Source organism: Pseudoalteromonas sp. THAF3, from assembly GCF_009363775.1.
GTDB classification, from domain to species: domain Bacteria; phylum Pseudomonadota; class Gammaproteobacteria; order Enterobacterales; family Alteromonadaceae; genus Pseudoalteromonas; species Pseudoalteromonas ruthenica.
This window is the reverse complement of sequence record NZ_CP045418.1, coordinates 2,926,754-2,947,063: the sequence shown is the minus strand read 5'-3', so window position 1 is coordinate 2,947,063 and position 20,310 is coordinate 2,926,754. Positions and strand designations below refer to the sequence as shown.

Below are 20,310 nucleotides of genomic sequence, written 5' to 3'. Positions count from 1 at the left end.
CGCTGATGGAGGTATCAGAAACCGTTGCCACAGCGCCACTGCGACTGCCATTTGCCTTTGCGCGTCGCTTTCAAGTGCTATTGGTGGAGCATGATGAGACGTTACTGCTTTACCATAGCCATGATTTAGAGCCTCAGGTTATGTTGGAGGTGCGCCGCTTCGCAGGCCGAGGGTTTAGCGTAGAGCGGTTGCCGGAAGACAAATTCGAACTCGTCCTTGAGGCGGCCTATCAACGCGATAGTTCGGAAACCCAGCAGTTAATGGAAGATATCGGCAATGAGGCCGATTTATTCTCTCTCGCCGAGGAGCTACCGCAAACCGAAGACTTGCTCGCTGCTGACGATGATGCGCCGATTATCAAGCTGATTAACGCCATGTTGGGCGAGGCTATCAAAGAGGGCGCATCGGATATCCATATCGAAACCTTCGAGCAAGAGCTTGTGATTCGTTTTCGCGTCGATGGCGTGCTCAAAGAAGTGCTCAAACCCAATCGCAAGCTAGCTTCGCTGCTCGTATCGCGTATTAAAGTTATGGCTAAACTGGATATTGCTGAGAAGCGTGTTCCTCAAGATGGTCGTATCAGCCTACGCATTGCTGGGCGCGCGGTTGACGTGCGGGTGTCAACGATGCCATCAAGCTTTGGTGAGCGGGTGGTGCTGCGTCTACTTGATAAAAACAATGCCCGCCTTGATTTACAAGACCTGGGAATGACGCGACGCAACCAAGAACTGTTTGCGGAGCTCATTCGTAAACCCCATGGCATTATTCTCGTAACCGGCCCAACAGGTTCGGGTAAAAGTACCACCCTGTATGCCGGAATGACGGCCATCAATAGCCGAGACCGCAATATCCTCACTGTTGAAGACCCTGTTGAGTACGAGATCCCCGGTATCGGCCAAACTCAGGTCAATCCGAAAGTGGATATGACGTTTGCGCGTGGTCTGCGAGCTATTTTGCGTCAAGATCCAGATGTGGTGATGGTAGGTGAAATCCGTGATTTAGAAACCGCGCAAATTGGTGTTCAAGCGTCACTGACCGGTCACTTAGTACTGTCGACTTTGCACACCAACACCGCAGCCGGGGCGATCACCCGTATGGAAGATATGGGGGTAGAACCTTTCTTATTGTCCTCGTCGCTGTTAGGAGTCTTGTCTCAACGTTTAGTGCGCACCTTGTGTAATAATTGCAAGCAGGCCCATGAAGCTGATGAAAGTGAATGCCAGCTATTGGGTGTGCCCGCTGAAAACCCACCCACTATCTATCGCGCCCAAGGCTGTGAAGAATGTAACTATAACGGTTATAAAGGGCGTACCGGTATTCATGAGTTATTAGTGGTGGACGACCATATTCGTGAGCTGATTCATAACGGCCATGGTGAGCAAATGGTTGAGAAATATGTGCGTCAGCACAGCCCAAGTATTCGCCAAGATGGCTGCTCTAGAGTTCTTGCTGGGAAAACGACTTTGGAAGAAGTGTTACGGGTTACCCGTGAGGAGCAATAGTGGCGGCATTTGAATATCGCGCGTTAGATGGGCGAGGCAAAGAAAAAAAAGGGCTTTTAGAGGCCGATACGGCAAAGCAAATACGTCAGCAATTGCGTGACAAAGGACTGATGCCTGTTGCCGTGGAATTAGCTGCTTCTCAAGAAAAGGCCAATGCTGCCAATAAAGGCTTATTAGGCAACGTATTTAAAGCGAAAATATCGACGTCAGATCTTGCCCTTATTACCCGTCAGCTTGCCACCCTTATTCAATCCGCTTTGCCAGTTGAAGCTGCGGTCATGGCCGTGGCCGAGCAATGCGAGAAGCCGCGCTTGAAGAAAATGTTGATGGCGGTACGCTCGAAAGTGGTTGAGGGTTACACCCTAGCCGATGGCCTCGCGGAGTTTCCTCACGTGTTTGATAATCTGTATCGGGCGATGGTCTCAGCAGGTGAAAAATCAGGGCATCTAGACCAGGTTTTAAACCGCTTAGCTGATTACACCGAGCAACGTCAACACATGCGCTCACAGATTACCCAGGCCATGGTATACCCTATCATTTTGGTGATTTTTGCCGTGGCCATTGTTTCTATTCTTCTGGGAACTGTGGTGCCCAAGATATTGAAAACATTTGAAAAGTCAAAGCAAGCATTACCTTGGACCACCGAGTGGGTGATGGCTGCCAGCCACTTCGTGCAAAACTATTGGTTTGTGTGCATCGCAGTATTTGTGTTGCTCACAGTCGGTATTAAGCAAGCGCTGAAAAAGCCCAATATTCGCTTTTGGTATGACAGCAAGCTGCTGACCTTACCCGGTATCGGCAAAGTGAGTCGGGGCTTAAATACTGCGCGTTTTGCTCGTACCCTAAGCATTCTTTCTTCCAGTGCTGTGCCGCTGCTTGAGGGTATGAAAATTTCAGGTCATGTGCTTGCTAACGAGAAGATTAAAGCGGCCGTTGCCGAGGCGGCTACTCGAGTTAGTGAAGGGGCTAGCCTTCGTGCGGCGCTTGAGCAAACTAAGCTTTTCCCGCCCATGATGCTACATATGATAGCCAGTGGTGAGAAGTCAGGCGAGTTAGAGCAAATGTTAGAGCGCGCCGCCGATAACCAAGATCGTGAGTTTGAGACCATGGTCAATGTGTCACTTAAACTTTTGGAACCCGCGATGATAGCAACCATGGCTATTATCGTGTTATTTATCGTAATGGCCATATTGCAACCGATTATGGCGATGAACAAGGCCATTGGCTTATAAGCTAAGGCGCAGATGGATTTAAGCAATTAGAGGTAATGACAGTGAGAAAGCAATCTGGTTTTTCATTATTAGAAGTGATGGTAGTTCTGGTCATTATTGGCATGATCATGTCAATTGTGGCACCCAACATTATGGGGCAACAGGAAGAGGCCGCATTAGACAAAGCAAAGCTAGATATTCAACAGCTTGAAGATGCATTGAGCCTGTATAAATTAAAAAATAAGACCTACCCAACCACGGAGCAAGGTCTTGAAGCTTTGGTGACCAAAACAAGTATTGAACCGGTGCCAAAACGTTTCCCTGATGGTGGTTTCATAGAGAATTTACCAGAAGATCCATGGGGTAATCCGTATCAGCTTATTTACCCAGGAGAAGTCGGTAAGATTGACGTATTTTCAATGGGTCCGGACGGTGAAGCGGGTACTGAAGACGATATCGGTAACTGGGACGAAGAAGAGCGTTAATTTGTATGGCAGTTGCTCGTCATCGTGGCTTTAGTTTAATCGAGATTTTAGTGGTTTTAGCGATCATCGCTTTTACCGCTAATCTCGTGGTATACAGCATCGATGACTCACATGAGGATGAGCTCGAGCAACACGCCCTCGCGCTGCAGACCAGTATTAATTATGCCTCTGAGTACGCCATTTTAAATCAGCGTCAATTAGGGTTGTATGTTGCTGATAATGGCTATGAGTTTTTAACCTATGCTGAGCAGGAATGGCGGCCATTGGAAGATGCCGAAGGGGTACTGAAAGGCAAGCAATTCGAACCGCCTTTTGAGTTGACCCTGAATCAAGAAGATTTGCCATGGGCGCAAGATAGCCTGCTCGATGCCGTCGACTGGCAGCAGCTTTTAGGGGTCGATGAAGAGGACTTCCTTGAGCTGGAAGAAATGAAAATCCCGCAAGTGATGATCCTTTCCTCTGGAGAGGTCAGCCCGTTTGAGCTGGCGTTGGCCGTGGATAGCCGTGAAGAAGAGCTTATGCCCTACACTATTACCGGTGAGTTTATGGCTCCCGTGGCACTTGATAGAGAGCAGTGGCCATGAATCGAGGCAGGGGTTGGTGGTATCAGGGCTTTACGTTGTTGGAAGTTATGGTGGCCTTGAGTATATGCGCCATGGCCGGCATCGCGGCGATGCAAATCAGCGGCGAGCATATTAATCACTTAAGTACCATCGAAGAGCAAACCTATGCGTCTTGGGTGGCAGAAAACCAGTTAGTTGAAATTCGTGCTCAAGGTGACAAGTGGGCTGCTAAAAATAACCATAAAGGCAAAGTCGAGTTGGCTGGACAAACCTGGTATTGGCAGCAAAAAGTCACGCGCACGGCTGACAGTAGCTTTGTAAAAGTGGATATCGAGGTGTACACCGATGAGCAATACGAGCAGTTTGCTTACACTCTGTCCACTTATATCGATAAAGAGGCCAAAAGCAATGGCCGGCGCTAATGGCTGTCACAATGGGAGCGAAGGCGGTTTTACCTTAGTCGAGGTGTTGGTCGCGTTGGCTGTGATGGTGTTTATTATCGGCGCAACCCATCAGATTTTGGATGTAACCACACGCACCAAGGAAGCGTCAGAGCAAACCTTGGATGAGCTCTCACGGCTACAAAACGTATTTCGTATGCTAGAGCAAGACTTTAGCCAGATCACTAAACGCAAAGTGCGCAACGAGGCGGGTGATACGCAAGAGCAATTCCTGATGCACGAACGCTATTTATTCGATAGCGAGTTTGATGGTATCGGCTTTGTACGCAGCGGCTGGACAAACCCCGGCTACCTATTACCGCGTAGTGAATTGCAAGCTGTGGCATATCGGGTACAAGAAGAGCGGCTAGAGCGGCTATATCGACTCTATGTCGATCAGTTAGATAGTACAGAGCCACGTGTGCAAGTGCTGTTGGAGGGGGTGCAAGAGCTCACCTTTGAATTTTATGACAGTAAAGGAGAGCAGCCATGGCAGCCACAGTGGCAACAAGAGGGATTACCCAAAGCGGTATCTATTGAGCTGACGCTAAAAGACCGGGAGCCAATTAAACGTTTGTTTTTACTTGCAGGGCAAGGCAAGGAGGCAAAAAGTGGCGAAAAGTAAACAGTCAGCTCGTGGTGCAGCGCTGGTTATCGTGTTGTTTATTGTCGCCTTGGCGACGACTATAGCGGCACAAATGAGCATCAATTTAATGGTGCAAGTGCAAAAGTCTACGAATTTAGACGATTTCCGCCAGGCGAAATGGTATGCCTATGCAGCGGAAGCGCTGGCACAAAAAGTGTTGCGGGAAAGTATTGAAAAAGAGCCCGATAAAATGCATTTACAACAACCTTGGGCACTCGCCGCTGACACCCCTTATCCGGTGGAAAACGGCACCATTAGTGGTGCGATAAGGGACTTACAAACGTGCTTAAACTTAAATGCCTTGCGCGCTGAGCCCAGTGCTGCTGAAGGCGGCTTTGTTAAATCAAATCCTGCGCACAAGGCGCTGCTAGCCTTGCTCAAAGAAGTTGAGGAGTTGCCTGCGCAAGAGTCGGAAGAGGCCATGGCTGACAGTGTCTTTGATTGGCTTGATGAAGACAGTATTACCATGCGTTCAGGCGCGGAAGAAGATGAGTATTTGTCACGTGATGTGCCTTACTTAACCGCCAATAACTTCTTCGCCGATATTTCAGAGCTGCGTTTAGTGAAGGGCTTTAACCCCTTAGTCATGCAGAAAATAGCGCCCTATGTGTGCGTTATTCCTGATGACGAGCTGTTTTCTATTAACGTCAATACCATTACTGAAGATCAGGCGCTGTTATTGGCAGCAATGGTCAATGGTCTCAGTGAGTCAGGTGCGCAGGCGGTGATTGCCGCTCGTCCCGACGAAGGATTCGATGAGCTCAATGAGTTCACCACAGAAGTAAAAAAACAAGGCGGACAGGATGTGAAGGCAGATGATGAGCGTTTTGTGTTGAAAAGTGAGTACTTTCAATTACAAACCACCGCTACCTTCGTTGATTTCGAGTTTACTATGACGTCATTACTACAAGCAGATAAAAACAACGTAACTATTTTGGCGCGAAAATTTGGAGGCGTGCAGTGAGAGAGTCCTTACTGATCCACGTGGGCGAGCGCCCCGATCAGCCCATACATTGGCTGGTCTATAACCGCAGTGAAAATGAAATTATTGGCAGTGGTCAACTACATGATGCCAATGAATTAGAGCAGCTAGCAACGAAAGCACATAACCGTGAGTGCACCTTAGTGTTACCCAGCGCTCAGGTACAATGTCACCGCGTGCAATTGCCGACTAAGTGGAGCCGCAAGCTAGAGCAAGCGCTTCCTTATATGATTGAGGAGCAGGTTGCCGTTGATGTCGACAGCTTGTTTATCGCTCACGGCCAGGCGCACAGTGATGGCGAGCAGCACTTCATTCAGGTTGCTTTGGTGAACCGTCAATGGTTGCAAAATTGGCTATCAGTATTGAGCAATGCGCAATTGCTTGTCGAGCATATTCACAGTGATGCTCTGTTATTACCGGAGCCTCAGCCACAGCGAGCTACAGCGATGGCTGTCAATGAGCATAGCTTTTTGGTGCGCTATGGAGCGTGGCATGGTGCACAGCTAGAGCCACAGTGGGCCGAAGCCTTTTTAAGTGCCGTTGGCGTACAAACCTTAGATTTGTATAGCCCGTTGCCTGGTTATCACAGTGAGCAGATAGCCACCGAAGTACATGAAGAGAAGTTTGAGTTACCTTTGGCGATGTTCGCCACCGCCTCGTCGCCAATCGATCTTCGCCAAGGCGAATTTGCTTATAAAAAGCAAAGCTATGGCTGGTTAAAAACTTGGCGCCCGGCGATGGTGGCAGCAGCGGTGACCTTGGTCTTTATGCTTGGGGTTAAAGGCGCGCAGCTTTATCACTATAGCAGCCAAGCTGAAGCAACCAAGGCTCAGGTGATCAGCACTTATGAACGTGCTTTTCCAGGCACTAAAGTGCGTCCTCATTTATTACGGAGCCAGATTAACGGTGCTTTGAAAGAAAGTGGCCAAGGGCCGAGCGCCCAATTTTTATTATTACTACAAGATTTTGCCGACGTGGTGCAACAAAGCAAACAGTTTGTGCCGCAAACATTACGCTTTGACCAACGTCGCAATGAACTGCGCGTAGGGGCTCGAGGACAAGATTTCCAAAGTTTTGGGCAGGTAAAAGCCAAACTCGAGCAGCGCGGTTTAGATGTTGAGCAAGGCTCACTCAATAACGATGGTGAAAGTGTCATCGGCGAGTTAAGAATAAGGGGAGCACAATGAGCGCACTCACTAATTATTGGCAGTCCTTAAAGCCGCAAGAGCAGCGCTTACTCTTAATTGCTGGTGCGGTATTTGTGGTGTTCTTCTTTGTCATGGTGGTGTATCGGCCGTTGAATAATGCCATTGAAGACGCCAAGCAAGACCAGTTAAAACAACAAGAGTTGCTGCAATTTGTGCAGCAAAGTGTGGTCAAGCTCAAAGCAAAAGGCGCCGTTGCCAACACCAGTGGCAAAAATGTGACGCAAATCGTCAACCGCACCCGGGGGCGATATCAAATAGCGATCAGCCGTATGCAGCCAAGCGGTGATGGCTTACGGGTAAACATTGATAGTGTGCCGTTCAACCAGTTGTTAGCTTGGCTTGACGAGTTGGTGAACAATCACGGCGTTAGCATCGCCAATATTGAACTGTCGCAAGACCAAAAGCCTGGGCATGTGCGCGTTAGCCGCATTGTATTGGAGTAACTATGTCTGTGAAGAAAGCATTCGCTCTGGGAAGCTTATTTTTACTATCTTTTATCATCTTTGCTGTGGCTTTATTTCCCGCCTCTATCGCGCTTAATTTGGCGGCTAAGCAATTGCCGCCAGGGTTACAGCTAGGCCCAGCAAGCGGTACCATCTGGCAAGGACAAATAAATGGTGTGCGCTATCAAGGTCAATACCTGAGCAAAGCGCAGTGGCAAGTGAATGCCTGGGCTTTACTAACAGGTAAAGCGCAAGTGGATGTCACCTTAGGGAATAAACGTAACCCTGAAGAGCTCTCTGCGGGTGGGGTGATTAATTATGGGCTGTTTGAGAAGGACTTAACGGTTACTGACGCTAATGCCCGTATTCGTATAGAGCAGGCATTGGCACAAGTACAACTGCCTATTCCCACCCAAGCGCGGGGGCGGATTTTTGTCGATATTGCCCAATATCAATTGGGTCAGCCGCACTGCCAAGTTCTCGCTGGCGAAATTAGCTCACCAGATATCACCGTGAAAGGGCGTAATGGCTGGTTCAGTATTGGTGAATTAGAAGGACAGTTAGCCTGTAAAAACGGCGGTATTAGCGTGAAAGTTGATAAAGAGAATCGCCTTGGGCTGCAAGTTGATGCGGGCCTTAACGAGCGTAGTCAACTTACAGCAAGTGGTTTTGTAAAGCCGGATGCGAGTCTACCTAAGGATGTGCATGATGCTGTACAGTTCCTTGGCAACCAAACCAGTGATGGGCGTTATAGGATCAACTTCTAATGACCGACAGTGTGCAGCAACAACTGCAAAAATACTTGGATGAACATGACCATGCAATGGACTTTGTGCAGCTGCAAGGCTACTTGTTTGCCCTTGTGTGCGCCCCTCAGCCTATCGAGCCAGAGCAATGGTTGGTCGATGTGTTGGGCGAGCAAGCAGCGAAGAGCGATGAGAGCGTATTATTTGCGTTAATGAATGCGCAGCAACAGGTGAGCGATCAAGTTTATAGTGAGGGGTTCAACCTGCGTAAGGTTGTGCAATTGCGTCAGCCTTGGCAGCATAACTTTGCCAATGATGCACCTATACTTCTGTGGAGCCAAGGGTTTGCGATTGGTGTTAGCTATTATATTGAGCCGTTGCTAACGGCGCAGGCGGTGGATGATGACAGTCGCGAGATGTTGCTACAAGCGGTGACCGTACTGAGTTTGTTCAGTGAACAACAAGCATTTTGCGCACAAGCGGCACAAAGTGGGCAGAGCGAGCAACAGTTTGCCGAAGTTTTGTTCGATATGATGGCCGACTTTAGCCTCGGCTTTGCTGAGCTGATTGAGCTTGTCGCGGTGCAAAGTGGCTTGTTTGATGATGAGCAAGAATGGGACGGCTAGGATAGCTGCAATAACACGTCGGTACAGCCCTTTTCGCACCGTGCGCTCGCATAGCCCGGCTCACCCAGAGCTAGGGTGACTTTTCCGTGGCAGTGCTCGCAGCGCACCTCTTGACCCTTAGACAGTCGCTGTAGCAATTTTTTTTGCTGCACAAACGACTGGGTTTGCTTTTTGGTCAGTGACGAGAAATCCATAACTTAGTGGGTGCTGGCGATGACCGAGCAGCTTTGGCGCAAAGCATCACCAAACAGATATTCATTAAGCTCGCGGTTTAAACAGTATTTATGCTCCCATGCGTACATGCTCTTAACGGTACGCAAAGCAGACGCTAGATGTTGATCCTGTTTGTCTGTCAAGCGTACCTGTTGGCGAATTTGCTCTAGGGCTCGTTTGGCTTTGACTTCTTTGTTCACTTTACTGGCCGCGCTCAAATCGGACATGGTCTGATTAAACAGCTTGTCGCGGGGGCCTTTTACTATCGGGTGGTCTATGGTGAAAAAAGCCAACACCAAAAAAATAATAACCAATAACTTCTTCATAACTAAACCTTGATCTAGGTAACTGCGAGCGCAGCCCTAGTTTAGTAAACTCTGTGTTTTAAAAGCAAGCAAAAGCCATCATATATGCCTGCAAAGGCATCATTTTTGTCGCTAAATTGATATACTTGCACTCTAAGCAGTTAAACTAACTGTCCCCTTCCTAAAAACGTGGCGTTGAGGAAAGACAATGGATAAAGAGCAGCGGATCAAGGTAAAAAATATCCCTACTGACGTGAAGATCGAAAAGCCCAGTGCGGCGCAAAGCGATCGATTTAATCCCCGTAACCGCATTTACGTTCGCGCTGTAACAGGCCTCCATCAATTGTTACGTCAACGTATTGGTCTAGTAGGAATGTTGGCCTTTATGTTACTTCCTTGGATTAATTACAATGGCCAGCAAGCGGTGTTATTCGATTTAATGAACCAGCACTTCACCATTTTTGGGCTGACGTTTTTACCGCAAGACCTCACCATTCTCGCGTTTATTTTTATGATTGCTGCCTTTGCGCTGTTTTTGGTGACCACCTTTTATGGCCGAGTATGGTGTGGTTATACCTGCCCGCAAACCGTGTGGACGTTTATTTTTATTTGGTTCGAAGAGAAGATAGAGGGCACTGCAAACCAGCGTAAAAAGTTGGATCAGCGCCCCATGGACTTTGATAAGTTTTGGCGTAAAACAGCCAAGCATGGTAGCTGGCTGCTTTTCTCTCTCTATACCGCAATTACCTTCGTTGGCTACTTCACTCCTATTCGTGAGTTGTTGCCCGACTTTTTTACCTTTTCAGCCGGTGGTTATGCGGTATTAAGTATTGCTGTCTTTACGCTATGCACCTACGGTAATGCTGGGTGGATGCGCGAAATCATGTGTTTGCATATTTGTCCTTACTCACGTTTCCAATCAGCCATGTTTGATAAAGATACCTTCACAGTCAGTTACGATGCTAAGCGCGGTGAGAAACGTGGTCCACGTGGGCGCAAACAAGATCCAAAGGAACTGGGTTTGGGCGATTGCATCGACTGTAACTTGTGTGTGCAAGTGTGCCCGACCGGTATCGATATTCGTAACGGCCTACAGTATGAGTGTATAAACTGTGGCGCCTGTATTGATGCCTGTGATGGCGTGATGGATAAAATGAACTATCCACGCGGACTCATTTCCTACACCACCGAGCGCAATCTTGAAGCGTCGGCAGAGAAAACCAAACCCGTTCGTGGCAAGCTGATAGGCTATTCAGTCATTCTATTTATTCTTATTGGTGCGCTGGCGGCCAATATTATGATGCGCGTGCCGATGGACTTAGACATTATCCGCGATCGTAATCAGCTGTATCGGGTCAATATGGAAGGCTTGGTAGAGAATACCTATACCTTGAAAATTCTTAATAAAGCCCAGCAGGAACAACGCTTTAGAGTCGAAGTGCAGGGGTTGGAGCATTATCAAGTGATTGGTGAGCAGGAGTTCACCGTGCAGCCGGGGCGCTCCCACAATGCACCGTTGTCGGTGATCATTGACCCTTATGACTTACGTAAGCCAATGACCGAATTTGAGTTTGTGCTTTATCCAGTGGATAGCCCTGACACTCAGCTTAAGCAATCCAGCAACTTCTTTAAAGGGCGTTAATGTGAGCGAGTTTAGTTTTGCATCTTTGACACCTGACACCATTTTAGATGCCCTTGATTCGGTTGAGGTGTATGCCGAGTCGGGGTTATTAGCACTCAACAGCTATGAGAATCGGGTGTATCAATTTTTGGCAGAGGATAAGCGCCGCTATGTTGTAAAGTTCTATCGCCCAGAGCGTTGGAGCGATGCACAAATTTTGGAAGAGCACCGCTTCACCCAAGAATTAATGGATGCTGAGGTGCCAGTGGTGGCACCTTTGACAATCAACGGCAAAACCCTGTTTAAGCATCAAGGTTATCGTTTTACTCTGTTCCCAAGTGTGGGGGGGCGGCAGTTTGAAATGGACAATCTGGATCAGTTGGAGCAACTCGGGCGTTTAATCGGGCGGATGCATCAAACAGCTAAAGCGTCTGCTTTTGAGCAGCGACCAACGCTTGGGTGCGACGAGTATTTGCATCAAGCTAAGGTTCATTTGCAGCAAAGTAACTTGGTGAGCACAGCCATGTCGCTGCCATTTTATACGGTACTGCAACTGGTTATCGATAAAACGGTACAACTTTATGATTGTTCGCAGAGTATTCGCTTGCATGGTGACTGTCACGCTGGCAACATTCTATGGTCTGCGGACAACACCCTGACATTCGTTGACCTTGATGACAGCCGACAAGGCCCTGCGATTCAAGATTTATGGATGATGCTCAGTGGTGACAGGCAAAATCAGTTACTGCAGCTTGATACCTTGGTTCTGGCATATGAAGAGTTTGCCGACTTCGACCATTCTCAGTTGCGATTGATTGAGCCATTGCGAGCCATGCGCATGGTGCATTATATGGGCTGGATAGCAAAACGTTGGTCAGATCCGGCGTTTGAACGGAACTTTTCTTGGTTTGCTGAAGACAAATACTGGGAACAGCAAACTCTGGCTTTAAAAGAGCAGTTGGCGGCGTTAGATGAGCCACCATTAAAACTTTTACCTTAAGCACCTGCTTTTGATGTTTAATGTATACATTGAGATGACTATGATAAAAACTTTAAAATATTCACTACTACTACTTTGCCTACCAGTTGCCGCTTGGGCAGCTGACTTTAAAGCGGGCGAGCACTATCAAGTACTTGAAGCTGAAGCGTCTGAAGCTGATAAAGTAACCGAATTTTTCTCTTTCTACTGCCCTCATTGCTTCAAGCTTGAGCCCATTGTTGGGGCGCTTGAAGAGTCACTGCCTGAAGGCGTGCCTTTAGTTAAGAGCCATGTAAACTTCTTACGTATTGATAAAGATGCGCAAAACCGCCTAACTCGGGCTTACCTCGTTGCCAAAGAAGAAGGTAAAGATGCCGAAGTAGCGCAGGCGATTTTCGATAGCATTCACCGTCAACGCGAGCCATTACAAACGCAAGAGTCTGTGGAAGCATTGCTCGCAGAGCAAGGCATTGATGCCCAACGTTTCGCTATGCTTGCTGCGAGCGAGCCTGTTGTAAATGGCGAGAAACAAGCCGTGGATGACCAAACAACTTACTCAAAGCTAGGTGCTTTGACCGGTGTGCCAACACTCATCGTTAACGATAAGTACAAAGTGCATGTGCATAAAGTGGCATCGCAACAAGAGCTAAACGAGCTCGTAAACTATTTATTAGAAAAATAATCGGAGTACTCGATGAAGAAGTTCATTGCTTTAGCCATGATGGCATTGGCGCTGCCCATCAGTGCGATTGCGGCACAGTTTGAAGAAGGCACGCACTATGAAGTGGTTTCGGATAGAGCTAGCCGTAAGCCGGAAGTGAAAGAGTTTTTCTCTTTCTATTGCCCCGCATGTAACGCCTATGAAGGCTTGCTTATGGATGTAAAACCTAAGCTCAGCAAAGATGTTGATTTTAAGAAAAGCCACGTTAACTTCATGGGCGGCCGCAGCACCGAGAATCAAGATATGCTGTCACAAGCACTCGCGACTGCTGAAGTGCTGCCGCAAAAAGACAAGTTGATTGCAGCCATGTTCAGTCATATCCACACTAAGCGCGCTAAGTTTAATGAAGTCGCTGATGTGAAAGATATTTTTGTTGCCAACGGCGTAGATGGCGACAAGTTTGACAAGCTATTCAAAGGCTTTGCTATTCGCACCAAAGCCTCGAAGATGCAGCGCGATCAAGAATACTTTAAAGAAAAAGGGGCCCTACGCGGTGTTCCTACCTTTATTGTTAATGGTAAATATCGCCTACTACTAGGTCGTGAGTCAGGTGTTACCGACCCCGAAGATATTGCCGCACTGATTAACTTTCTTGCGAAAAAATAAGTTAAGAAAGACACAAAAAAACCGCATTTAATGATGCGGTTTTTTTATTCTGCAAATAATGTCAGCTACTTGCGGGTGAGAAACACACCGGATTCAATATGATGGGTGTAAGGGAACTGATCAAAAATCGCGAATCGCGTTACCTTATGAGTACTTGCTAGCCTATCTAAGTCGCGCTCTAATGTGTCTGGGTTACAGGAGATGTAGACAATATTGTCATACTCACTCACCAACTTACAGGTTAACTCATCCATACCAGCACGCGGCGGATCAACCAAGATGGTCTGGCAGTTATACTCTTGTAAGTCGATGTCTTTTAAGCGGCTAAAGCTACGTTCTTGACGCATAGCTTGGGTAAACTCCTCGCTACTCATACGAATAATATCGAGGTTAGTCACCTTATTAGCAGCGATATTGTATTGTGCCGATTTAACCGATGACTTCGAAATTTCTGTGGCCAATACACGATTGAAAGACCCTGCTAAGGCGACTGAGAAGTTACCATTACCGCAATAAAGCTCGAGCAAATCATTATTCAAAGGGGCGCACACATCTTGAGCCCAGCCCAGCATTAGCTCGTTCACCTTGGCATTGGGTTGGGTAAAGCTGTTTTCTACTTGCTGATAAACGTACTGCTGGCCATTTACCTGCAAGCGCTCGATAACATAGTCATTTCCTAACACTTCTTTTTGTTTGCGAGCACGGCCAATGAGTTCAACATTAAAGCGTTGTTGTAATCTTGCTTGTAATTCCTTGGCACCAGCTAGCCATTGCTCGTTGAGTGGCTTGTGGTAAAGCAGGCTCACCAACGCCTCACCGCTTAGCGTTGTGAGGTAATCGATTTGAAACAGTTTACGGCGCATCAACTCATCATCTTTGAGCTCGTTGATAAGCGCGCTCATAAGGTCATTGATTAACGACGCACCAGGGTCAAAGTGATCAACGCGGATCCTCTCTTTGCTCACAGGGTCAAACATAATGTGGTAGAGCTCGTCCTGATCATGCCATACTCTAAACTCAGCACGTTGACGGTAATGCTTCGGCGGCGAAGCAAACACTTCAAGCTGTTGCACACCAAAGCGCGAAAACTGTGTCGTGATTCGTTGTTGTTTTTCTGTTAGCTGCGCGTCATAGGTGCTGGTATCGATATCAATTACTGGCATGCAAACCTCTCGTTATTAAGTGCGCCGCTATTGTAGGCAGTTGCCACGGTTTGTCCAGTATCGGCCATTATAAAGTGCACAAAATTTCTACAGTTTCTGTGCGTGCTGCCGATAACAGCGGTAGTAGTATATTAATTGACTCATGAATGTGTGCTGCCAAGGCTTGGCAACCACTGCAGAGGAGGGCCTTAGCTCATGAAAATTAGCGATTTAAATCATATCTTTAACCAAAGCAACCGTTCTGGTTTAAAAAATAAAGGTGATGCGCCGGCACAGCCCGCGATTAACTCTCCGAGGTTTGATAGTTACTCATCGGGTTATGGCCAAGTGGGTGCCAAGGTATTGAATGACAAATTGGCGCAAGCGTTAGGTCTCGAACAACCAAAACAGCAAAGCAAGCCGTTATTTGACTTCGAAGAGGTAGTGAAAAATGTGCTGCAGTTTGTCACTGGTGCGGTGAAAAAAGCGAAAGCCGATGGCGCCAATGACGACAAGTTACAAGAAATGCTGGCGCAAGCGCGCGAAGGCGTGCAAACCGGTATTGATGATGCCTACGGTGAGCTTGAAGATGCTGGGCTACTCAACGACGAAATTAAAACCGGCATTGAGCAGTCACAAAAAGGTATTGAGGAAGGGCTCAATGAGTTTGAGCAATCGCTTTTTGGCGAGCAAAGTATTGGTAATGGCGTAGCGGTAAGCCAAGCCCAGTATATGCAGCTACAAAATAATGCCGAGTATCGTTTTACTACCGCTGAAGGCGATGAAGTGGTCGTTAGTTTAGCGCAAAACTACCAAGCTGGTGCGGCAGCCAGTTTATTTGCCCCCGGCGAAAAGCAAGGGGCTGGCTATGCATCTGAACAGTTTGAGAAGCAGGAATTAAACTTCACGTTATCGGTTAATGGCGAATTAAATGAAGATGAGCAGCAAGCTGTAAATGATTTCATGGCACAACTGCAAGGCGTAAGTGAAGACTTCTTTAGCGGCCAATATGATGAGGCGTTCAATAAAGCCAGTGAGCTGCAGCTAGATAACCCAGAGCTAGTCGCCTTCTCTATGGATCTGACACAAACTAAAACTCGTGCTGCAATAAGAGAGTATGAGCGCACGGCACCAGGTAAAGAAGTTGCCAAAGAGCTGCAACCTTTCAATGAGTCGCTGAAAGAGGCATACAAGCAGGCCGGTGACTTAGGGCTGCAAAATGAGCTATCGGGGTTGATGCTTTGGCTCAATCAAGATAAAGAGCAAGAGAAAGTGCAGGAGTTTATTGATTACAGCAAAGCGATGTTCTCGCAGCTGGAGCAGCTGTTAAAAGACTCACCATCGACTCCCAGCGATGACAGCGAGTAATAGACAAAAAGCACCATTCGGTGCTTTTTTAATGCCTTGGTTACATTCAGTTCATAGTACTTTAATATGATGCTCAGCAGCTATTCAGCAAACCTGTGTTTAAATTTGAAGTACAAAGTGGGGCTAAGCTTTTGTTTTTGCTTCACTGCGGTCTACACTTTGGGTGTGGAAATGAACTGTTGGCTTGGACCACGACGTAAACCACATTGATTAATGTGGCTACGATAAGAGCAAGAAATGCCAGCTAATAAAGTCAATAACAATCGAACGAGCTCAGATTTATGAAGCAGTATTAGCCGCTTTTTCAATCTGGTGTGTGACGCACAAATGCTAAGCGCGTGCTCGATAATCGTTAACATGGGATGGATACAATGAAAATCAAATCACTCTCTGCAGCTATTGTACTGGCTTTCGCAACTCAAGGCGTTATGGCTGACGAACAAACAAACCCGCAAGAAGGCCTCCATATTGGTGTTTTTGGGGATTATTTCTGGGCCGATTGGGACCGCATCGATGGTGCGCCTGTAGGCACTGAAATTGGCGAATCTTTTGGCTCAGGTGTTGAAGTGGGTTATCGCTTTAACGAATATTGGACTGCACGCCTAGAGTTCGCTGCACTCGAGCTTGATATTGAAAATACCGACAATCATAAAACCGGCGAGCGTTATGGTGCGGACGTACTATACCACTTTAACGATACCGTTTATGGTGTGTTGGGTGCTAAGAAGTTTGATGTTTATAACGACTTCAATGCGGCAAATCTAGGTGTGGGTTTTCGCCATCACCTAACTTATAACTGGGCTGCCTATGGTGAAGCAAATTACTACGAAGGCTTGAACCAAAATCACTCAGATTTCGGCCTTAAACTTGGTCTTAGCTATCACTTTGGTGATAAGCCGCAGCCGAAAAAAGTAGAGCCGGCGCCAGAGCCTGTTGTTGCTCCAGTAGTGAAAGAAGAGCCGAAAGACAGCGATAAAGATGGTGTTATTGATGCGCGAGATAATTGCGCAAATACACCTATGACCGATGCGGTGGATGAGAACGGCTGTACTCGTTACATGGAAAAAGGCGATAAAGTGAGCTTGTTAGTGCGCTTCCCGCATGATAACTCAGACGTGAACCAGCGTTACTTCGATGATATTCAAGAAGTGGCTGACTTTATGAAAGAGTACCCAAAAACCACTGTGCTATTGGAAGGTCACGCCTCTGCAGTGGGTGATGCCGCTTACAACAAAACGCTCTCTAAAAAGCGTGCCGATCACGTAGCGAATCAACTTATCGACGACGGCATTGCCGAGTCGCGCATCAATACGGCGGGCTTCGGTGAAGAGCGCTTGTTAAACGATGCAAATACTGCACAAGCGCATGCGCAAAACCGTCGCGTTGAAGCACATATCTCTGTAACTGAACGCGTAAAAGTAAATCGCAACTAAGTATCATCTGATGAAAAAGCCCAGCGCGATGCTGGGCTTTTTTGTTGCAAATAATTATTACTCAACATTCACCACTTTATATCTTTTCTTAATTGATATTCATCAAATTTATAGTGACTATTTCCTTACTGGGCAATGGCAGCAATTTTCTTCTATCTTTAAAGCCTTTATAATTGTATTCGTGTCAAAATTTTATAAATAGCACGTAAGCGCTTTGGCGATACGCGCTGTTTTCACGTCACCAAGAGGGCAAAATTGTGCTTCAAGAATATCGTAAACATGTTGAAGAGCGTGCAGCCCAAGGTATTGTGCCTGCACCACTAGATGCTCAGCAAACAGCTGACTTAATCGAACTTATTAAGAACCCACCAGCCGGTGAAGAAGAATTCATTTTAGACTTACTTGTAAACCGTGTACCACCTGGTGTGGATGACGCGGCTTACGTAAAAGCAGGTTTCCTTGCTGCAGTTGCTAAAGGCGAAACGCAAACGCCACTTATTGATAAAGAAAAAGCAGCAGAGCTACTAGGTACTATGCTTGGCGGTTACAATATTGCGCCAATGGTAGACCTTCTTGATGACGACGCTTTAGCACCGATTGCCGTAAAGGGCTTGTCACACACTTTACTTATGTTCGACGCGTTTTATGACGTGGAGGAAAAAGCCAAAGCAGGTAATAAGTACGCGCAGCAAGTTATCGAATCATGGGCAAATGCTGAGTGGTTTGAGAAAAAGCCAGCAGTACCAGAGAAAATCTCTGTTACCGTGTTCAAGGTAACCGGTGAGACTAACACCGATGACCTTTCTCCAGCTCCTGATGCGTGGTCACGTCCTGATATTCCATTGCATGCTTTGGCAATGCTGAAAAATGAGCGTGATGGCATTAACCCTGATAAAAACGGTGAAGTAGGTCCTATTTCACAGCTAGAAGAGCTAAAAACAAAAGGCTTACCACTTGCCTATGTAGGTGATGTTGTAGGTACTGGTTCTTCACGTAAATCAGCGACTAACTCAGTACTTTGGTTTATGGGTGAAGACATTCCTCACGTACCGAATAAGCGTGTTGGTGGTGTTTGTCTTGGCGGTAAAATTGCCCCTATTTTCTTCAACACTATGGAAGATTCGGGCGCGCTACCAATCGAGTTAAATGTTGATGACATGAATATGGGCGATCAAATTGATATCTACCCATATGAAGGTGTGGTGAAGCGTCACGGCACCGATGACGTGATCAGCACTTTTGAACTTAAATCTGACGTGATTCTTGACGAAGTGCGTGCTGGCGGTCGTATCCCACTGATTGTTGGTCGTGGCCTTACTGATAAAGCGCGTGCCTCATTGGGTATGGAACCGGAAGATATTTTCCGTAAGCCGAAGATCATCACCGACTCAGGTAAGGGCTTTACCCTAGCGCAGAAGATGGTTGGTCGCGCTTGTAACATGCCAGGTGTTCGCCCAGGGCAATACTGCGAGCCGAAGATGACTACCGTGGGTTCACAAGACACCACCGGTCCAATGACGCGTGATGAGCTTAAAGACTTAGCTTGCCTTGGTTTCTCTGCTGATTTAACCATGCAGTCTTTCTGCCACACTTCAGCCTACCCGAAACCAATCGATGTGAAAACGCACCACACGCTGCCTGATTTCATCATGAACCGTGGCGGTGTATCACTGCGCCCAGGCGATGGTGTTATTCACTCTTGGCTTAACCGTATGCTACTTCCAGATACAGTCGGTACGGGTGGTGACTCACACACCCGTTTCCCTCTAGGTATTTCATTCCCAGCGGGTTCTGGTGCGGTTGCGTTTGCAGCGGCGACTGGGGTTATGCCACTGGATATGCCTGAGTCTGTATTGGTGCGCTTTAAAGGTGAAATGCAGCCAGGTATCACGCTACGTGACCTTGTCCATGCTATTCCTTATTACGGCATCAAAGAGGGTCTGCTTACCGTTGAGAAGAAAGGTAAGATCAACGAATTCTCTGGCCGCATTCTTGAAATTGAAGGTGTTGAGCACCTTACTGTTGAGCAAGCATTCGAGCTCTCTGATGCATCAGCAGAACGTAGTGCCGCCGGTTGTACTGTGAAGCTTAGCCGTGAATCAATCGCTGAATACCTAGAGTCAAACATTGTCATGTTGAAGTGGATGATCTCTGAAGGTTACGGTGATGTACGTACTATCGAGCGTCGTATTAAAGCGATGGAAGAATGGCTTGCCAACCCAGAGCTAATGGAAGCGGACAAAGACGCAGAGTACAAGCACGTGATTGAAATTGATCTTGCAGAGATCAAAGAGCCAATCCTGTGTGCGCCAAACGACCCAGATGATGCGCGTTTACTCTCTGATGTAACCGGTGAGAAAATCGACGAAGTATTCATCGGTTCGTGTATGACTAACATCGGTCACTTCCGTGCCGCTGGTAAGCTTCTTGATAACTACGGCGGTCGTTTGCCAACTCAACTTTGGGTTGCGCCACCAACGAAAATGGACCGTGACCAGCTAACAGACGAAGGTTACTACGGTATCTTTGGTCGTGTCGGCGCTCGTATTGAAACACCAGGGTGTTCATTGTGTATGGGTAACCAAGCACGTGTTGCTGATAAAGCGACTGTGGTGTCTACCTCAACGCGTAACTTCCCGAACCGTTTAGGTACTGGTGCTAATGTATTCTTGGCTTCTGCTGAGCTTGCAGCGGTTGCAGCGATTTTGGGTAAACTTCCTACGCCTCAGGAATACCAAGAGTATGCCGAGAAGATCAATGCGACAGCGGCTGATACGTATCGCTACTTGAACTTCCATAAAATGCCTCAGTACACCAAAAAAGCGGATGAGGTCATCATCCAGCAAGCGGTGTAATGCAGCGTTAAATAAAAAAGCCCACGCAAGTGGGCTTTTTTATGCTCAAAACGAAGTTGACTAGGTGTTTATTTTTTCACTGTATAAAAATGTTAGATTATTTACCTGTTATATTTTTATGTTTGCATTTTTGATGCAAAAACACATAAACTAACTGGGTAAATAAAATCAAACCACCACCGAAAATAGCTTAAGATCCCCGCAAATTTGCATAA

At 47.1% G+C, this 20,310-nt stretch carries 20 protein-coding genes; 18 read left to right on the top strand and 2 right to left on the bottom strand.

Annotation, left to right across the window (positions count from 1 at the left end):
- Positions 1-5: 5 nt before the first annotated feature.
- The 11 genes from gspE to FIU82_RS13740 are packed head-to-tail and all read left to right on the top strand — an operon-like array spanning position 6 to position 8,852.
- The gene (gene gspE, locus FIU82_RS13790; protein ID WP_231658024.1) at positions 6-1,502 is read left to right on the top strand and encodes a type II secretion system ATPase GspE; all 1,497 of its coding nucleotides are present in this window, start codon (positions 6-8) and stop codon (positions 1,500-1,502) included.
- Positions 1,502-2,734: a type II secretion system inner membrane protein GspF gene (gene gspF, locus FIU82_RS13785; protein ID WP_022943736.1), complete on the top strand. Its 1,233-nt coding sequence runs from the start codon at positions 1,502-1,504 to the stop codon at positions 2,732-2,734. The genes gspE and gspF overlap by 1 nt, the downstream gene beginning before the upstream one ends.
- A 41-nt stretch (positions 2,735-2,775) precedes the next feature.
- Positions 2,776-3,198: a type II secretion system major pseudopilin GspG gene (gene gspG / locus FIU82_RS13780; protein ID WP_026110940.1), complete on the top strand. Its 423-nt coding sequence runs from the start codon at positions 2,776-2,778 to the stop codon at positions 3,196-3,198.
- Positions 3,199-3,203: 5 nt separating this feature from the next.
- Complete coding sequence (gene gspH / locus FIU82_RS13775) at positions 3,204-3,782, top strand: type II secretion system minor pseudopilin GspH (protein WP_152441303.1); 579 nt, start codon at positions 3,204-3,206, stop codon at positions 3,780-3,782.
- On the top strand, positions 3,779-4,183 hold the full coding sequence (gspI, locus tag FIU82_RS13770; protein WP_045979099.1) for a type II secretion system minor pseudopilin GspI: 405 nt from the start codon (positions 3,779-3,781) through the stop codon (positions 4,181-4,183). The genes gspH and gspI overlap by 4 nt, the downstream gene beginning before the upstream one ends.
- The gene (gene gspJ, locus FIU82_RS13765; protein WP_045979100.1) at positions 4,170-4,826 is read left to right on the top strand and encodes a type II secretion system minor pseudopilin GspJ; all 657 of its coding nucleotides are present in this window, start codon (positions 4,170-4,172) and stop codon (positions 4,824-4,826) included. The genes gspI and gspJ overlap by 14 nt, the downstream gene beginning before the upstream one ends.
- Entirely contained in the window at positions 4,813-5,811 is a 999-nt protein-coding gene (gspK, locus tag FIU82_RS13760) for a type II secretion system minor pseudopilin GspK (RefSeq protein WP_022943741.1), read from the top strand. The genes gspJ and gspK overlap by 14 nt, the downstream gene beginning before the upstream one ends.
- Positions 5,808-7,016 (top strand): type II secretion system protein GspL, encoded by a 1,209-nt coding sequence (gene gspL, locus FIU82_RS13755; RefSeq protein WP_172972732.1) that lies wholly within the window; start codon positions 5,808-5,810, stop codon positions 7,014-7,016. The genes gspK and gspL overlap by 4 nt, the downstream gene beginning before the upstream one ends.
- Positions 7,013-7,480, top strand: a complete 468-nt coding sequence (gene gspM, locus FIU82_RS13750; RefSeq protein WP_022943743.1) for a type II secretion system protein GspM — start codon at positions 7,013-7,015, stop codon at positions 7,478-7,480. The genes gspL and gspM overlap by 4 nt, the downstream gene beginning before the upstream one ends.
- 2 nt (positions 7,481-7,482) lie before the next feature.
- The gene (locus FIU82_RS13745; protein WP_130147082.1) at positions 7,483-8,247 is read left to right on the top strand and encodes a type II secretion system protein N; all 765 of its coding nucleotides are present in this window, start codon (positions 7,483-7,485) and stop codon (positions 8,245-8,247) included.
- On the top strand, positions 8,247-8,852 hold the full coding sequence (locus FIU82_RS13740; protein ID WP_022943745.1) for a UPF0149 family protein: 606 nt from the start codon (positions 8,247-8,249) through the stop codon (positions 8,850-8,852). Before FIU82_RS13745 ends, FIU82_RS13740 begins: the two co-directional genes overlap by 1 nt.
- A 197-nt stretch (positions 8,853-9,049) precedes the next feature.
- Here the strand turns inward: FIU82_RS13740 and FIU82_RS13730 are convergent, their stop codons facing one another.
- Positions 9,050-9,391 (bottom strand): hypothetical protein, encoded by a 342-nt coding sequence (locus FIU82_RS13730; protein WP_152441301.1) that lies wholly within the window; start codon positions 9,389-9,391, stop codon positions 9,050-9,052.
- 187 nt (positions 9,392-9,578) lie between these two features.
- Between FIU82_RS13730 and ccoG the strand changes: the two genes are divergently transcribed.
- Genes ccoG through FIU82_RS13710 form a run of 4 tightly spaced genes read left to right on the top strand, consistent with a single transcriptional unit; the run spans position 9,579 to position 13,297 of the window.
- Positions 9,579-11,012 (top strand): cytochrome c oxidase accessory protein CcoG, encoded by a 1,434-nt coding sequence (ccoG, locus tag FIU82_RS13725; RefSeq protein WP_022943748.1) that lies wholly within the window; start codon positions 9,579-9,581, stop codon positions 11,010-11,012.
- A 1-nt stretch (position 11,013) separates the two neighbouring features.
- Positions 11,014-11,991 (top strand): serine/threonine protein kinase, encoded by a 978-nt coding sequence (locus FIU82_RS13720; RefSeq protein ID WP_152441300.1) that lies wholly within the window; start codon positions 11,014-11,016, stop codon positions 11,989-11,991.
- A 40-nt stretch (positions 11,992-12,031) separates the two neighbouring features.
- A complete protein-coding gene (locus FIU82_RS13715; RefSeq protein ID WP_152441299.1) occupies positions 12,032-12,652 on the top strand; it encodes a thiol:disulfide interchange protein DsbA/DsbL in 621 nt (206 codons plus the stop codon).
- Positions 12,653-12,664: 12 nt separating this feature from the next.
- The gene (locus FIU82_RS13710; RefSeq protein ID WP_022943751.1) at positions 12,665-13,297 is read left to right on the top strand and encodes a thiol:disulfide interchange protein DsbA/DsbL; all 633 of its coding nucleotides are present in this window, start codon (positions 12,665-12,667) and stop codon (positions 13,295-13,297) included.
- A gap of 65 nt (positions 13,298-13,362) precedes the next feature.
- On the opposite strand, the gene trmA is transcribed toward FIU82_RS13710, so the two are convergent.
- Positions 13,363-14,460, bottom strand: coding sequence for a tRNA (uridine(54)-C5)-methyltransferase TrmA (gene trmA, locus FIU82_RS13705; protein ID WP_152441298.1), 1,098 nt, complete (start codon positions 14,458-14,460; stop codon positions 13,363-13,365).
- A gap of 195 nt (positions 14,461-14,655) precedes the next feature.
- Between trmA and FIU82_RS13700 the strand changes: the two genes are divergently transcribed.
- The 3 genes from FIU82_RS13700 (at position 14,656) to acnB (ending at position 20,095) form a co-directional block, all read left to right on the top strand.
- The gene (locus FIU82_RS13700; RefSeq protein WP_138548677.1) at positions 14,656-15,807 is read left to right on the top strand and encodes a DUF5610 domain-containing protein; all 1,152 of its coding nucleotides are present in this window, start codon (positions 14,656-14,658) and stop codon (positions 15,805-15,807) included.
- Between the two features lie 371 nt (positions 15,808-16,178).
- Positions 16,179-17,240, top strand: a complete 1,062-nt coding sequence (locus tag FIU82_RS13695) for an OmpA family protein (protein WP_152441297.1) — start codon at positions 16,179-16,181, stop codon at positions 17,238-17,240.
- Positions 17,241-17,497: 257 nt separating this feature from the next.
- Positions 17,498-20,095, top strand: a complete 2,598-nt coding sequence (gene acnB, locus FIU82_RS13690) for a bifunctional aconitate hydratase 2/2-methylisocitrate dehydratase (protein WP_138587342.1) — start codon at positions 17,498-17,500, stop codon at positions 20,093-20,095.
- The last annotated feature ends 215 nt before the right edge of the window (positions 20,096-20,310 follow it).